Below are 15,557 nucleotides of genomic sequence, written 5' to 3'. Positions count from 1 at the left end.
AATTAAACCTGTATCCCTTGCTGGCTAAGCATTAGAAGATATATTCGCTTTTTTGCAAATGAAGACATGTTGAATCGAAAGTAAAAGAAAAGTTAAGTATGGGATAAACCATTGAGAGTTTCGAAATTTTCATATATTGTATGAATTGAGTTCGAACTCAAAAATTTAAAAAGGTGGGAAAATTAGTGAATATGAAAAAATCTTTATCGGTGACAACTTTAGGGTTAGCGGTTTTAGGTTTTGGTTTTACTAATAACGCAAGTGCTTCAGAGATCGATACTGTAGACAAGCAGCCCGTTTTAGTTGACTTTGATACAATTCAATCAACAAAAACATCTAGTGTTCCTAGTTTGACTATTGCAGCTGCACCTAAGAATGACTCTAACATTAGCGTATATACTCCCTTTTTTGGTAACCCATATGCAGTTGCTAAATCGACATCAACTACGACCGAAGACTATGTTTATGCAAAAGCAAGAACTTTCAATGGCGATAGCTCATTAGTAAATACGAAAAGTAATAGTGCAAAAAAATCATCCTTTGTAAGTGCTACAGCGACCAACACAAGCATTTATTATGGAGATGATTACGCTATCGGTAATCATACCTATAAATTAAGTGGTTATAATGATGTGAATCACGAAACAAAAGCTTTCTGGTAAGAAAGAGAAAAAAGATATGCATCTTGCATATCTTTTTTCTCTAATATTTTACATATATTGAGGTGCTATTTATGAAACAAATATATATTATTAGCGGTGTTTTACTTATTTCATTACTTACAATTTATATTTTGTTCAATACTTCAATCATACAACCTCATCCACCTTCCATAGAAAATAAACGCGAGCAACAAACCAATACTATTTCTTACGGATTGAAGGATAATCAAGGCCAACATATTAACAATGGCAGTACAATTACTAGTGAGGATAATAAAATTAATGTAACATTATCATTCGTACATACTATTAATGAAAACCGAAAATATGGATTAATTGTTCTAGAAGATTACGAACAAAAACCTTTTAAAATAGAAGATACTACTAATGAAATATCACACTATTTTTTTGATATGAAACCAAACAGTTCAATGACTACGAAAATCTCTTTACACACTTCTCCTAATGCAAGTGCATTAACCTTTTTAATAATAAAAAAACCTGAATACAAATTAAAAGATAATAACTTAAATAAAGCAGCTATTTTAGAAGATATTCTAAGTATGCGATATTCAATGCATCCTCTTCAGAAAGAAAACGAAAAAATAAAACTCCCCCTTATAGATCCAGATGCTATTTTAAAAGATGGTCTTTACGAACCAGTATTTGTTACGAACCGTGAAGAGAACTTACAAACTGTCTTCTTTGAAAAGGAAGGCAAGCAATTAATTTTATCAAACGGTAATGAAACAAATGATGAAATGACTTACGCAATCGTGGCTTTTAAAGATTGGAAACAAGTTGAAATATTTAGCAATAGAAAAGTCGTTTATACTAAGGTTGCACCTGAAACAAGACAAATCTTTAATTTCACATTGCCTTCAGTGGATCAAGAAAGTAATTTTCAACTCGTCGCTTTTCCATTTCCTTATAAAGTTAGCGAAGAAGATTATGTCAGTCAACAAGCATTCAGTTCCTTTCGCATCGTAATTGAAAATGAAAATAAATAAGTTATACTGTGCACATTACAACAACCTAAAAAAGGCCTACTCACACGAGTAGGCTTTTGAAACTATGAAAGTTTCGTCAATAACTGATTTAAATCTTTTTTCGTTTTCGTCGTTAATGATTTCATTTTATTAACATCAATCTTTTCCTTCTCCGCCCCTACAATTAACGGATACATACTTTGACCGATTGTTTTAGAATCCGTCGGATGTGATGCTTCTAGCTCTTTTTCAATCACATCCCACTTTTCGTTAATTTGTTTGCCAAGCTTATTCACTGTTTCCAATTTCGGATTAGCAGCTAACTGCTTGTCCAAGCTATCAATTAATGCTACAACTTCTTTAACATTCGTTTTCACAGCAACACTTTTCTTCGGATCTTTCGTTGCCTTTCCGTTATTGTTTGTGCTTGTACTTGTGCTTTGATCTGCTGTTTTCCCGCTAGTCGTTTGATCATTCGTTTTTCCTGTCGTTTCTTTTTCTTTTGTTTTTACATTTTCGTTTTGAGTTGACGTTTTGCCGTTACTTTCTGTTCCTGATGATTCTTTCGTATTTTTTGCATCCTTATCTGTTTTTTCATTTGAAGAAGTATTTGTTTCTTTTTCAGTATCTTTCGTTGTTTTTGAAGCTTCATCTGCACTTGTCGTTTTTGCTTCTCCATCCTTTTGCGCAGTTACTTGCTCTTTCTTTTCCGTTTCTTTATCTGCTGAAGGACTACAAGCTGCCATAGTAAGCATTGTACCAATTGTAATCGATGCGATAGCGACCTTTTTCATTTTCATATAAATCCCCCTATGTTTTACATAATTTATCCTCCCCTTTACGATTCGATTCCCCCTTAAAAAATCCCTTTTCATACGAATTATCATCTTTCCGACAGTAATCTTCATAATAATACGTACAAAAACTGATAAACTCATTTTAATATTCGAGTTTCTTCTACTTCATTTTTCTGCTCACAAGTAAAAGAAAAAGAGTATATTGTCACATTAAGAATTACTATCTTCATATGACAATATACTCTTCTATCAAATTTTTATCTTTCTTGACATTTTATTTATACAAAAAAATAAAATTTTCTTTCGTTTTTTGTTTCTCAACATTTGTTAACATAATATTTTTATGAATAACCACCATTCGAGTGAATGACTTGCCCAGTAACCCATTTCGCTTCTTCACTTACTAAAAAAGAAATTAAGCGCGCAGCATCCACCGGTTCTCCTACTTTACCTTGCGGGAATTTCCATACTAAATGATGCTTCAGCTCCTCTGTAATCCATCCTGTATTCGTCGGTCCTGGATCTACAGCATTCACTGTAATCCCCTTCTCCATTGCAACTGGTGCTACTGACTTTGTAAATGCTTCAATTGCCCCTTTCGTTGCTGCATATGCTAGTTCATCTGGCATTGGGCCTACTGACTGTCCTGAAGTAAGATTAATAATACTCCCGCCCGTTTTAAGTGAATAATGTTTTATAAACATTGAACTTAATAGCATAGTAGCCCGAACATTAACTGTATAATGTTTATCCAACTGCTCTACATCTAATTCCTCAATCCTCGTATGATTAGAATACACTGCATTATTAACTAGAATAGATGGATCACCTAACCGTTCTGATACCATATAAAACAAACGATTTGGCGAATAAGACTGCGATAAATTGATTTCTGCCATTTCACATCGAACATCGTAACTTTCAATTTCCTTTTTCAGCAAAAAGGGTTCTTGATCACTCATTCCCCATGGCATCGCTTTATCATACTTTGGCCAGTACGTGAAAAAAATGTCTATCCCCTTTTGAGCAAGCACCTTGCATACAGCTGCACCAATTCCATTCAGACGAGTTGCCCCTGTTACAATTGCTATTTTCTTCACCTTTTTCTCCTCCATCTATACACAGATCCCCTGCATGAATACAGAGGATCTATCTTCTTATTGAATATTTGACAGTATACGTTCAGCACCTAATTTTAACATTTTAATAAAGATATAATTTACAATCGTAAACATTACAAATAAAACGATAAACATAACCCACAGTCCGACATGAAGGAAGAAGTATAATACACTTACTCCCCCCACAATAATTAAAGCTATTAAAATATTAGCTAAAAAATTCCACAAAGTTGTATATCGACTTTTAAATAATTTCTGCTCTGTATCCCAATGAATATCTGCAGTTTGTGCGTCCCAGCGTGTTCCGATTAAATTAATTAATAACAACCCGTTCGCACTTAGTAAAAACCACAGTATCATAAAGACTGGAGAAATCCCAGCTACAACTGCCATCGTAATACCGAATACTGCTAAAATGATCACATTAATTAACCAAGCAGTGATTGCTTTCGCAAAAAAGATATCCGAAGCCTTTACTGGTAAATAACGATTCACAAACCAAGAGCTTCCATCTCGCGAAAATGACGTTGTTGCAATGACGTTACTACCCATTAAAAATAACGATGCACAAAGGCCAACACCAATTGCAAATCCCGTTGTCTCTGGATTGTTAATATACTCTGTAATAAACTTTAAATTTCCATCTTGCACAAATAAAATAAAGAACAACATAATTGGCATAACGAAAGTTTGTACAATGCAATTTAAGAAAAATTGTGGTGTACGGAATAACGTTTTAAATTCTTTTTTCACATACGCTTTTAAATGCGAACTTTGTACTGTTGATTTCTGTAAACCTTCCGCCGAAATAACTTGTTTCTTTGCTGTACTCGTCGAAAGTCCAATAACCCCTTTTAAATATGTACGCTCTGCTATGTAATAAAACAACACAAAGAAGACAAATGAAATAACTGCAAAGATTATTACATATAAAGGTCCCTTCCAATTTGCATTTTCTACTAATGCCACTGCTCCAAAATATGTAGTTGGAAAATAGTTTGTCATTTGTACTAAAAGAGAAGACTGGTTGTTTGCAAGGTAATCCGCAATTGCATCTTCAGAAAACGAACTTTTATTTTTCCACTGCAAAAATACGTTAATTCCTACAATAAATAGTATACTTACGATTCCAATAAATATATTTCCTCGGTCTTTATTTTTCGCTATATTTGTATACCTCATAATAACTGTCATCAGTAACGAAGCTAGTACTAACGGCACAATTGGGAAGAGTAAGTAAATGAAAATCATATATATGTAATATGTAATAAATGCGCCACTTTTTAAACCGTACGTAATAAAGATCGGTAATAAAATAAATGAACTCATTACGTATTGTGTAATTAATACTGTTAAAAATTTGGCTGAAATAATTTGCGCTGGTTTTAATGGTAATGGTAATAACATTTCAATGTCATTGCTGTAGTAAAATACAGTTAAAATGTTCGTAATACTCATTAAAAATACCCATATACTCGCAATCGCAAGTCCCATTGCGATAATCATTCCTGGATCTTGCCCTAAATGTATCATTCCCTCATACATTGCATGCGTGATAGAACCAAACAGTAAAAAGCCGACAAATAAAATAGCTGCAAATGAAAATACATACGCCCATCGCTTCTTCTTATCTGTTATAAAATCTGCATAATTTAATTTCAATAATACCTTCGTTAACGTCCAAATTTTACTCATTGCCCGTCATCTCCAAGAACATTTTTTCAAGTGATTCATTGGATTTAAAATGATCTCTCATTTCATCTAAATTTCCTTTAAACTGTAAATTCCCCTTATTAATAATAGCAACCCGGTCACATATTTTTTCCGCTACTTCTAATACGTGTGTAGAGAAAAATACAATCTTTCCTTTATCCGCATGCTCTCTCATCATTTCTTTTAAAATATATGCAGATTTCGGATCAAGCCCAGTTAATGGTTCATCTAAAATCCATACATCTGGCTCATGTACGAGCACACCAATAATAACGATTTTTTGTCTCATACCGTGCGAATAACTTTGAATTTGATCAGATAAAGCATTATAAAGATCAAACTTCTTCGCTAAAGACTCTATTCGTTCTTGTCGTACTTCTTTCGGCACTTCATACATATCGGCCATAAAGTTTAAATATTCAATTCCTTTTAATCGTAAAAACATATCTGGACTATCTGGTACATAACCAAACGTCTTCTTCGCTTCCATCGGCTCTTCCATAATATTTTTTCCGTTAATCGTAATAGTCCCTTTGTCCACCCCGTGAATGCCAGTAATCATCTTAATTGTCGTTGATTTACCCGCACCATTCGGTCCTAAAAATCCAAAGATTTCGCCGCTAGGTACAGATAAACTTAAGTCTTTTACTGCATAGGTAGACCCATTATAACTTTTTGACACATTCGTAATTTCAATCATTCCATCCAATCCTTTCCTTAATTACCAAATAACTATATTGATATTATAGCATAGTTCTATTTTAATATTTTTACATTTTTCAGTTTATTTAACCTTTAAAATAAATATACACCCCTAATCCAACAACTAAAACGACAGCTAGTATAATATAAATCATTGTTAAGCGTTTAATATTCCCCTTTGTCGCTTTGCTATAATTTGCATCACCATTCCGCCCAATTAACACCGTCGCAATGACAGTAATCACTACAAGTAATACAACGATCATGATCCAAGTTAGCATTTCTTCCTCCCCCTCCTTACAACCATTTTACAATATTATCCTCTTTATTTCGCAGCATATTTCCTCTTTTTACTATTATTATGAAGCAAACTGGAAAACTATTATTACCATTCCTATCCAATTGCGATATATTTATAACATAACGTGACTTATTTCTAACAACATAAGGAGGACCTATCATGAAAACAACTTGGATAAAATATTTAGGATTTCTCGGTTTCTTCGGATTTTTTTATGAAAAAGGATTGTTTACTATGTTCTGTTTCTTCTCCTTTTTCACATCGTATAGAACAGTTCAACACGATGAACTGTTTGAACAAATTGTCAATAAATCGTGTCGCAATGCATTTATCGTTACGTTACTAACTACCACAATCATTATGTTTATTGAAATGTTATTTCCAAACCCTACGCTACAAGAGATTGATATCGCTCTTATTTTCGGCACACTCATTCTTACATTCGGCTTTTCTATGTTCTTTTTCGATAAACCAATTGATGAAATGGAAGATGCACCATGGCGTTCGTAACGAGAATAAAAGAATACCGTGCCAAATTGAACATGACACAAGAAGATTTAGCGAAGAGCGTTGGTGTGCGACGTGAAACAATTAGTCATCTCGAAAAAGGTAAATACAACCCTTCCTTACAACTTGCTCACGATATAGCGAAGGCATTACATAGTACGATTGATGAGATTTTTATTTTTGAGGATTGATTAAAGACGTCCAGTCACAAGAATCACATAAAAAAATACCGTCATTCTTTCCAAGAAGAATGACGGTATTTCTCATTGATTATCCATATAAAACCGCATGAAATACGCCTAATAGCAAGTATTGATCCTGCATGTAATCTTCATCATATACATTCATCTCAATGTAATACATATCTTCCTCAAGACGAATATTCCAATCTGCAATTACATAGCCCTTTCGTAATAACTTTCCCATTCCAAATGAAGTTTTATGAACAACATATTCTTCTGCCTTATATGTAAAGGTAAATAAGAAATTTGCATCCAATAACTTTCCGTCACATACAAGTATTTCATGCTCTGCATCATGATTATCTTTGTACGTTACTAAAATCCTTCTTTGGCGCTGCCTACTTACATCCTTTGCAATGACGCGAATATTGTCCTTACTATCCTTTATTTCATAAATAATATTACCACCAATTTTTGGAATGAAATCCAGCACTCTCATCAGCGTATTTTTATAATAGCCCCTTACTACGCCTACTTGCTCACTTCCATTATAAACCTCTATCGGTGTCGTATCTGCTTTGCTATCACACGGTCGTTTGTAAGAGAGCTGCATCATTCGCTCTCCTCTTAAGTACTGATCAAACGTCACAGGATATTCTATCATGCGCAGTTCTTTATTTAGCTCATACAAATAGCGTTGAACACTCTCTATTAATGTTGTAGTAGCTATACGCTCTTGAAGTTCAAATTCTTGCCAGCTGGAAAAAACATTCCATTGATTATGATCCTCTTCATAGAAGAAACCAAGAATTACCTCTTCACGGTCAGCCGTTTCATATTTCATAGGCACGTTCTGCCCATGTTGAACTTGTTCCATCCACTGACCTAAATAAATGCCCAGCTCTGCAACCTTCATACATGATTTTTGAAAAAATACGCTGTCACTCGCGCAAATCGTTACATCTCCTTCGATAAAGCCCTTTGAATAAGCATCATACCGTGGCTCATCCTTCTGCGGGATACTCTTATCTAACTCAAATAAAAACGTTAACATCCTTTATTCACCTCTAGTTGTTACACTAATCATACATGACATCGCATCACTCTGAGAGACTATTTATATACGCATATTTAATTCACGCATTATAACACGTGAATGATCTTGTATAGTAGCGCTATTTTTTGTTCTATATCTTAGTATATGAATTTATATGAGCGATTTTTCAAATATATCTATCACAACTTACAATATATCAACGATTTTTCAAATATATCGATTTTTCGACAAATATCAGCACAATTAAAATGAAACTACCTTTTCTTCAGCCACTTCTACAATTTCTAAAATTTGTAGCAGACTCTCCACTTCATAAGTCGGATTAACACTCGTCTTATTCTCTTTCAAACTCGGATTATACCAACACGTATCAATGCCGAAGTCTTCTCCGCCTTTCATATCAGAAGTTAGCGAATCTCCGACCATTAGTACACTTGATTTATCCGTAATTCCAAATTTCTCAAATGCATAATCAAAAATCTCACGCGCTGGTTTTTGATGACCAACTTCTTCAGAAATAATAATGTGATCAAAGAAATTACATAAAGGCGAATTTCCGATTCTTGATTGTTGCACCTTCGTATATCCATTCGTAATAATACCTAACTTGCAATCTTGAAGATTTTCACATAATTGTACTGCGCCTTCTATAAGATGTACCTCTTTTCCTAAGTTTTCAAGATATACATCACTAAATTGCTGTGCATCTACTTTTATATTATGAAGGGCAAATAATTGTCTAAATCGATCTACTGCTAATTCACTTAGCGTAATCATTTTATTTTCTAGATCTCTCCATAATCCATTACTAATCTCTTTATAACTTGCAAGATAATCATTATACCCTGTAGGCATACCAAACTGTACAAACGCATTATGTAATGCGTGTCTTTCTGTTTCAGGGAAATCTAATAATGTATCGTCTACGTCGAATAATATAAATTTGTATTTCATGATGTTCTCCTCAATTCCTATTTTAAAAGCTTCGTTCTCATTGCTTATAAGTTTTTATATATGTCGTGATGAAGCGCTTTAACCCGCTCTTTATAGAATACACCTTTATCTTTTATTTTCAAATGTGCTATAAATAAGTTTGCTAGCATGACTGCTGTATCTAGTCTATAAAATAAACTAACAATATGAGGAGTAACATTAAAGATACTATCATTCTTATATCCATCTTTAAATTCATCCCAACTAACCTCATTTGTTTCAGCTATTCTCATAAGCTCCAGCAATGGATGACCAATTAAAGCATTATCCCAATCAACTATTGCTTTAACTTCTCCATTATATCCGATTAAATTGGCTGGTCGAATGTCCATATGTAATAAACATTTTACATGATCTGCTGTACTAAGAATATATTCAATTGTTTTTGTATCCGGAAGATTAATTTTGCAGTTCGTGATTGTATTAAACCCTTCTATCCGTTTCACAATTCGTTCTGCTATATACTTACTAATGGGCTCTCTAATATTTTGTTTGTAATACAAACCATCAATTGGCATACTATGAAGATTGCTCACTAACTCCCCTATTTTGCATGCGGAAATTGGCATATGATCAGCATACACACAATCCGAAATTAAAAAATCAAGTTCGGTTGAAAGATGCAATCCGTGTATCCTTGGTACTGGAATACCTTTTGAATGACAATACTTAGACAGCTCCGCTTCCTTTTGCAACGAAATCCGACTGTTAAATAAGTCTTCATTTATATTTTCCACTTCTCTTTCCCACGGTACTCGAAATGCCAAAGACCCCTTTTCTGAATCTCCTTGAAAAACAATATTTTGCACTCCCGTTCCAATCACCTTTAAATCTTGAATAGCTAGTTCCTTATACTCTTGACTTAGTATTGTTGCCAGCTTTTCTCTTATCCCCTCTGCTTTTACACGTGTATGAATCATTTTATCCCCCGATTCTTAAGCTCTTTTCATCCATTTTCTCCTCGGTGCACAACATCCTCATTAACAAAATTATAGCAACAATAGTAAAAGGAGGCTAATCCGCTCAGCCTCCTTCTCATTATTAATCTTCTAGCAATAACTCTTTCATTTCCTCTAACGACTCTTTCGTAAAGCCAAGAGCTTTTTCAGCGTATGCTTCAACTGATCCGTATTGCTTTTGAATTTCACCAATCGCAGCTTGCAAGTATTCAGCACGTGCTTCAAACATTGCACCTAATATCGCTCTGCTCTCATCGTTTTGTAATTTCGCACCTAAAAAGGCCATCATTTTTTCATTTAGCTTTTCACGGAATCCGTTACTTAGTAAGTAGTCTTCCATTACTGTTTTTTCTGGTACACCTAGTAAAAGTAGTAATAATGCTGAACCAAATCCAGTACGATCTTTTCCAGCTGTACAGTGGTTTACTAACGGTAAGTTTTCCGGGTTTTGCGCTAAGTTTAAGAAGCTCACGAATGCTTCATTACCACTTACGAAATCTTGATTCATTTTCACAAGATACTCACCTGGTTTTCCTAACATAGAAAGGTCACCAACTTGGAAAAACTCATTTATATTTAAGTCTTTCGCTAAGTCTTGCATAACTGGTAAGCACACTTGACGAGCACCTGTAATTTCTGGATTCGGCTTATGCTTCACTTCAAAGTCTGTACGGTAATCGCAAATTAACTTTAAACCAGACTTTTGTAAATAGGCAATATCCCATTCAGTTAGCCCTGCTAATTCTTCAGAGCGGTATAATTTGCCCCATTTTACTTTACGGCCTTCAGTCGTTTCATATCCTCCCATATCACGGAAGTTAAACGCACCTTGTAATGGCAATCTACGCTCGGCTACTGTTACTGCTTGTCCATTACTTCCTACTAATCTAAAATATGGACGTTCATTTTCACTGGGGTTTTCAATTGTATATGATAATTCCCCATTTACTGTTGCAAGTAATTCTCCATTTTCTTCAATATGATCTGGTGAAGTACTCCAATAAATACGAACTTCTTCTATATTATTTTCCCACTTTATTTGTAACGTATTATCTTTATTTCTTTCTACAGTTGCTTGTAACCAATTTCTTTGCTGTCCCATTCTTTCACCAACGCTTTCTCATATAATCGAATCTCACTCTATTGTATTATACAAATATCTACTTTGTCGTTCTCATTTTTCTTTTTATCTTACAAACAGGCGAAAAGTTCTTTTACTTGTTCAAAATTTGTACAAGGATTACCGCGAAATACGTATGCGATTTGTTCATTACCTAAATCTTCGTATACAACTGTTCCGCGATTAGGGTGCGGATAAAACTCTAACCCGTTTATAATTTGTTTTGGGCCATAGTTCATTGTCCATGAAGAAATAGGATAATACGCTTTGTTTTTATGTCTACAAACCCAAAGTGCATATAGTTTATTAACTTCGTCCCAGTATACATACTGCGTTTCGTCATTTCCGAAACCGACCGATTCAAGTTTCCAATTTAGTTTTTCATGAATTAACAAATTTACATAGGATACGTCATCTGGAGCATTCCACTCTCTACATCTTCCTATCTCACCAATTCCATCTCTTTTTGCTTGAAAGCTCAATAGGTGAAATGGTGTATGTAATATCATTTTCGCAAACTCCATATTTACTGGTTGTAACCCGAATAGAAATCTTTCCATTTCATCTTTGTTTACATACCCACGATCAATAGAAATTTCAACTTGTGTTTTCCATATAGATGTAACGTAACTTTCTTTTCCTTTATAATTTATACCTTTCCAATACACAAGCCCTTTATATTGAAAACAATCTCCTTTTGCTTGAGAAATACAGCTATCCGGAAATACTGGTTCCATTATATCGAGAAAAAATTCCTTTACTCGAAACATCCCAGTTGGAGTAACAACCTGAAACCAAAAAGTTCCCCACTTTTCACCTTCATAACGTTCTGAAACTTTTTCAACATTCCAGCCTTCTAACAATACATTTGGATACAATAACACGAATGAATGCATGGATTGCTTTAACATATATAGTCCCCTCCCGCTATACGAGTTCGAGAGTATACATCATTCATCCTCCTAAAACTTTCTCACATATCTCTCAGTTGAACTAAGCAGCTGACATCCATTCTTTTCAAAAACATCCTTCATCCATTCATTTTGTATATTTGTCTCACCAATATAATAAGATGCACCTATTTCCTTTAAGACAAACATCGCAGCTGCAAATAATGCCGCTTCATATCCCTTATTACGCATATTTGGAGTAACTGCGAAGTACATAAGTTTCCCTTCTTCTAACGTACCTCTTTCAATATGCGGGATTACAATTCCTATCGGCTCTTCATCGACACTCGCTGTTAAGCAATGTTCTTTCCATTGCTCACCAATTTCTTGTAGCATCATATGCACAAATTGATCATGAGCGACTGGTTCTCCCGTCGCTTCATTCCACAGTGAATAAAAAGCCTCTTCTCCAACTTCTTCAATAAGCTTAAAATCAATTTCACTTTCTGCATCTTCTACTTCATATATATCTTTAAATACAATCATGTTTTCCGTAACATATTCAAATGAATACGTTTCAAAACATTTTTTATACACATCATAATTTGGACTTTTTGAAGAGATTTCAAAATGTAGTTTTTCTAATCCATCTTTTTTAGCTTCAGCAACGCAATATTGCATCATTTCCTCTAATTGCTCTTCTGTAAAAATCTCTGCATTATTTTCTTTTATCATAATAGAAGAAGCATTTCTTCTTATTTTAAAATATTTTTCTAACTGTTCTATCGTCGTCATATTCTTCCCTCATCTATATCATACTCGAATTTCTAATCGTTCTCCTTGCATGAGCAGGATTGTCCTTGAATATATAGAATACTAGAAAAGATCGCATCTTTAAAGTGCGGAGGAGGTTCTCCAGTGGATATTACAGCATTGCAACAACAGTTAGAGCTTATACAACAAAATGACTATACGCAACTACAGCATATAGACGTAAATGAGTTAACTTTGAACATGCTTCAGTATATCGGAACGACTGATAGCTACGTTCGTTACCAACTTATATATAAATGTTTTGCGCATTTCATTCATCATGAATTCCTTATGGATGATCAGCTGAAATTACTTCTGCAAACTTGTTTAAGTGATGAGTATTTATATTGTGACATTTACTCCCCACATTCAGATGGGGTTTTCACACGTTCTTACACTATTTCGTTAATTGCGTTAATACTCCAATTTGCTAATTCGCACTACTTTTGTACAGAGGAGGATATCGAAGAAATAAAAAACAAACTCATTACATACACAAACTTAGAAACGGATTTTCGGGGCTATATCGAAAATAAAGGATGGGCTCATTGTCTTGCTCACGTATCTGATGCCTTTACTGAAATTGTTCATAATACGTATACAACTTTTGAATGGTACGAAGAATTAATTCATTGTTTATTAAATAAAATCTTTATTCCATCTGACCTTTTTCATAATAACGAAGATGAACGCATTGTTACTCCATTACTAGCAATGCTGTATCATGATTTTCCTCAAAACGAGTTAATTTCTATTATTCATAAAAAAATAAAAAGGCTTCCTCAAATTAGAAAACGCCTTTCGCTTAATGAGTATTGTATTTTATGTGCCAATATTAAAACCTTTTTACGCACATTATTTTTCAGAACGAAAGATGACCATAACTTAGCCTTTACAGCACGTAAAACAGAAAGAATGTTAAAAGAACTTCCTAACTATTATTAAATACAAGGAGCAATGACATGGGTTATATTGAAGATATGAGAAATCTAGTAGGAAATCATCCACTTATTTTAATAGGATCACACGCCATTATATTAAATGAAAAAGATGAAGTATTGCTGCAGCTCCGTACAGATTTTAAACGCTGGGGCATTATTGGAGGCGCATTAGAATATAACGAAACGTTAGAAGAAGCTTTAAAACGAGAAGTATATGAAGAAACTGGACTTATCATTAAAAATCCAGAACTATTCCGTACATACTCAGGGCCTGATTTCTTTCAAATCTATCCAAACGGCGATCAAGTACACGGTGTACTCGTTGTTTATATTTGCCGAGAATTTTATGGTGAATTTGTATGCGATCAAAGTGAATCAAAAGAACTACGCTTCTTTTCACTTGATGAATTACCTAATAATCTTCCCCCTGTTATTGAGAGGATTATTACAGATTATCAAAAAAAATAAGGGAACGCTTAACGTTCCCTCTCAAATCCAATCCGTTTTTTAATTTCCGCTAAATTTACCTTTGCAATAGCGCGTGCCTTCTCAGCACCGTTTTCTAATGCTTCATATAATAAATCCGGCTCATTCATATACATTGCGTACTTTTCACGAGGTCCAGCTAACTCTCGATCTACAACGCGAAACAACTCTTTTTTTACATCGCCCCATCCGATTCCAGTCTCATATTTTTCACGTAATGACTGTATTTCGTCTTCTGTCGCAAATTCTTTATAAATTGTAAATAAGGTTTCTAGTTCTTTCGGTTCATTTGGAAGTGAAGAATCTGTTTTGATTTTAAATATTAACTTTCGTAGTTTTTCTTGCTCTGCAAATAATGGGATTACATTTCCGTAACTTTTACTCATCTTCCTTCCGTCAAGACCAGGTAAAATAGCTCCTTCTTCTTGTATGACATACTCCGGAAGTGTAAATGTCGTGCCAAATGTATGATTAAAATACGTCGCAATATCACGCGCGATTTCAATATGCTGAATTTGGTCTTTTCCAACTGGTACATGGGTAGCTTGAAATAATAATATGTCAGCTGCCATTAAAATCGGATACGTATATAACCCCATATTCACTCCTGCATCGACCTCTAACCCCGCTTCTTTATTTTGCTCCACCTTCGCTTTATACGCATGAGCACGGTTCATAAGACCTTTCGGAGTTAGGCAAGCTAAAATCCAAGCTAATTCTAGAATTTCTGGTACTTCTGTTTGCCGATAAAAAACAACATCTTCCCCAAGTCCAAGCGATAACCAAGTAGCTGCTACCTCTTTCGTATAACTGCTGAACTTTTCTGAATCATGCACAGCATTTAATGCATGATAATCAGCTATAAAGTACAATGCTTTTCCTTCATTATTCTTTGACATTTGTAATGCAGGTTTAATCGCACCAATATAATTCCCTAAATGCGGATAACCTGTCGGCTTAATTCCTGTTAACATTATTTTTTCACTCACACTAACTCCTCCTTTCGCAAAATAAAAAGAGCCCCTCATCCTTAAAAAGGACGAGAGACTCCCGCGGTACCACCTTAATTAGCTATCATTAGCTCACTTCATACTTCAATAACGTGAAGTAACCGTCTTTACCTACTCATTTCAGTTAGAAGCTCCAGAGTCCATTCCATATTCATCCCTTACTGATTCTCACCACATATCAGCTCTCTGAAAAGTTTCGAATATGTACTCTTCTCTTTCATTGCTTTTTCGTTATTTTTTACAGTTTATCACATTTCACTTCCAAACAAACCCGAATTTTCTATTTTATATAGCAGGAATTTCCACTTCAATTG

18 protein-coding genes and 1 other annotated feature are annotated in these 15,557 nt (G+C 34.4%); of the genes, 6 read left to right on the top strand and 12 right to left on the bottom strand.

Annotated features, from left to right (window positions below; genetic code table 11):
• Positions 1–185: 185 nt before the first annotated feature.
• Together QCI79_RS24205 and QCI79_RS24200 are read left to right on the top strand one after the other, a co-directional pair.
• On the top strand, positions 186–662 hold the full coding sequence (locus tag QCI79_RS24205) for a hypothetical protein (protein ID WP_001056347.1): 477 nt from the start codon (positions 186–188) through the stop codon (positions 660–662).
• Between the two features lie 71 nt (positions 663–733).
• Positions 734–1,672, top strand: a complete 939-nt coding sequence (locus QCI79_RS24200; RefSeq protein ID WP_000810170.1) for a hypothetical protein — start codon at positions 734–736, stop codon at positions 1,670–1,672.
• Between the two features lie 62 nt (positions 1,673–1,734).
• On the opposite strand, the gene QCI79_RS24195 is transcribed toward QCI79_RS24200, so the two are convergent.
• The 5 genes from QCI79_RS24195 to QCI79_RS24175 all read right to left on the bottom strand — a co-directional run bounded on the left by QCI79_RS24195 (position 1,735) and on the right by QCI79_RS24175 (position 6,265).
• Complete coding sequence (locus QCI79_RS24195; protein ID WP_000782538.1) at positions 1,735–2,451, bottom strand: hypothetical protein; 717 nt, start codon at positions 2,449–2,451, stop codon at positions 1,735–1,737.
• A gap of 338 nt (positions 2,452–2,789) precedes the next feature.
• The gene (locus QCI79_RS24190; RefSeq protein ID WP_002101122.1) at positions 2,790–3,548 is read right to left on the bottom strand and encodes an SDR family oxidoreductase; all 759 of its coding nucleotides are present in this window, start codon (positions 3,546–3,548) and stop codon (positions 2,790–2,792) included.
• 57 nt (positions 3,549–3,605) lie between these two features.
• Complete coding sequence (locus QCI79_RS24185; RefSeq protein WP_000036884.1) at positions 3,606–5,264, bottom strand: putative ABC transporter permease subunit; 1,659 nt, start codon at positions 5,262–5,264, stop codon at positions 3,606–3,608.
• Positions 5,257–5,982 (bottom strand): ABC transporter ATP-binding protein, encoded by a 726-nt coding sequence (locus QCI79_RS24180; protein WP_000570204.1) that lies wholly within the window; start codon positions 5,980–5,982, stop codon positions 5,257–5,259. The genes QCI79_RS24185 and QCI79_RS24180 overlap by 8 nt, the downstream gene beginning before the upstream one ends.
• Before the next feature lie 88 nt (positions 5,983–6,070).
• Positions 6,071–6,265 carry a hypothetical protein gene (locus tag QCI79_RS24175; RefSeq protein ID WP_000958863.1) on the bottom strand — a complete coding sequence of 65 codons (195 nt, stop codon included), beginning with the start codon at positions 6,263–6,265 and terminating at the stop codon, positions 6,071–6,073.
• 179 nt (positions 6,266–6,444) lie between these two features.
• Between QCI79_RS24175 and QCI79_RS24170 the strand changes: the two genes are divergently transcribed.
• Positions 6,445–6,795, top strand: a complete 351-nt coding sequence (locus QCI79_RS24170) for a DUF3796 domain-containing protein (RefSeq protein WP_000859202.1) — start codon at positions 6,445–6,447, stop codon at positions 6,793–6,795.
• Positions 6,783–6,983 (top strand): helix-turn-helix transcriptional regulator, encoded by a 201-nt coding sequence (locus tag QCI79_RS24165; RefSeq protein WP_000896323.1) that lies wholly within the window; start codon positions 6,783–6,785, stop codon positions 6,981–6,983. Before QCI79_RS24170 ends, QCI79_RS24165 begins: the two co-directional genes overlap by 13 nt.
• A 79-nt stretch (positions 6,984–7,062) precedes the next feature.
• Here the strand turns inward: QCI79_RS24165 and QCI79_RS24160 are convergent, their stop codons facing one another.
• The 6 genes from QCI79_RS24160 to QCI79_RS24135 form a co-directional block, all read right to left on the bottom strand.
• Positions 7,063–8,028, bottom strand: coding sequence for a tubby C-terminal domain-like protein (locus QCI79_RS24160; RefSeq protein WP_000955119.1), 966 nt, complete (start codon positions 8,026–8,028; stop codon positions 7,063–7,065).
• Positions 8,029–8,274: 246 nt separating this feature from the next.
• Positions 8,275–8,985: a YjjG family noncanonical pyrimidine nucleotidase gene (locus QCI79_RS24155; RefSeq protein WP_000875418.1), complete on the bottom strand. Its 711-nt coding sequence runs from the start codon at positions 8,983–8,985 to the stop codon at positions 8,275–8,277.
• A 44-nt stretch (positions 8,986–9,029) separates the two neighbouring features.
• Positions 9,030–9,944 (bottom strand): phosphotransferase family protein, encoded by a 915-nt coding sequence (locus QCI79_RS24150; RefSeq protein WP_000582025.1) that lies wholly within the window; start codon positions 9,942–9,944, stop codon positions 9,030–9,032.
• Positions 9,945–10,065: 121 nt separating this feature from the next.
• Positions 10,066–11,085 (bottom strand): tyrosine-protein phosphatase, encoded by a 1,020-nt coding sequence (locus QCI79_RS24145; RefSeq protein WP_000531496.1) that lies wholly within the window; start codon positions 11,083–11,085, stop codon positions 10,066–10,068.
• Between the two features lie 89 nt (positions 11,086–11,174).
• Positions 11,175–12,014: a hypothetical protein gene (locus QCI79_RS24140; protein ID WP_000917825.1), complete on the bottom strand. Its 840-nt coding sequence runs from the start codon at positions 12,012–12,014 to the stop codon at positions 11,175–11,177.
• Positions 12,015–12,065: 51 nt separating this feature from the next.
• Positions 12,066–12,788: a GNAT family N-acetyltransferase gene (locus QCI79_RS24135; RefSeq protein ID WP_000207425.1), complete on the bottom strand. Its 723-nt coding sequence runs from the start codon at positions 12,786–12,788 to the stop codon at positions 12,066–12,068.
• A gap of 123 nt (positions 12,789–12,911) precedes the next feature.
• Here QCI79_RS24135 and QCI79_RS24130 point away from each other — a divergent pair, with 123 nt between their 5' ends.
• Both QCI79_RS24130 and QCI79_RS24125 read left to right on the top strand, forming a co-directional pair.
• Complete coding sequence (locus tag QCI79_RS24130) at positions 12,912–13,751, top strand: DUF2785 domain-containing protein (protein ID WP_000355449.1); 840 nt, start codon at positions 12,912–12,914, stop codon at positions 13,749–13,751.
• A gap of 17 nt (positions 13,752–13,768) precedes the next feature.
• A complete protein-coding gene (locus tag QCI79_RS24125; RefSeq protein ID WP_000540456.1) occupies positions 13,769–14,215 on the top strand; it encodes an NUDIX hydrolase in 447 nt (148 codons plus the stop codon).
• 8 nt (positions 14,216–14,223) lie between these two features.
• Here the strand turns inward: QCI79_RS24125 and QCI79_RS24120 are convergent, their stop codons facing one another.
• The gene (locus QCI79_RS24120) at positions 14,224–15,222 is read right to left on the bottom strand and encodes a tryptophan--tRNA ligase (RefSeq protein WP_001290893.1); all 999 of its coding nucleotides are present in this window, start codon (positions 15,220–15,222) and stop codon (positions 14,224–14,226) included.
• Between the two features lie 43 nt (positions 15,223–15,265).
• Positions 15,266–15,473 (bottom strand) — a binding site (T-box leader).
• Positions 15,474–15,557: the final 84 nt, after the last annotated feature.

The sequence above is a fragment of the Bacillus cereus group sp. MG1 genome (assembly GCF_040460035.1).
GTDB lineage: Bacteria > Bacillota > Bacilli > Bacillales > Bacillaceae_G > Bacillus_A > Bacillus_A cereus.
Note: the sequence above shows the minus strand (reverse complement) of the source record. Positions and strands in the feature narration are given on the sequence as shown.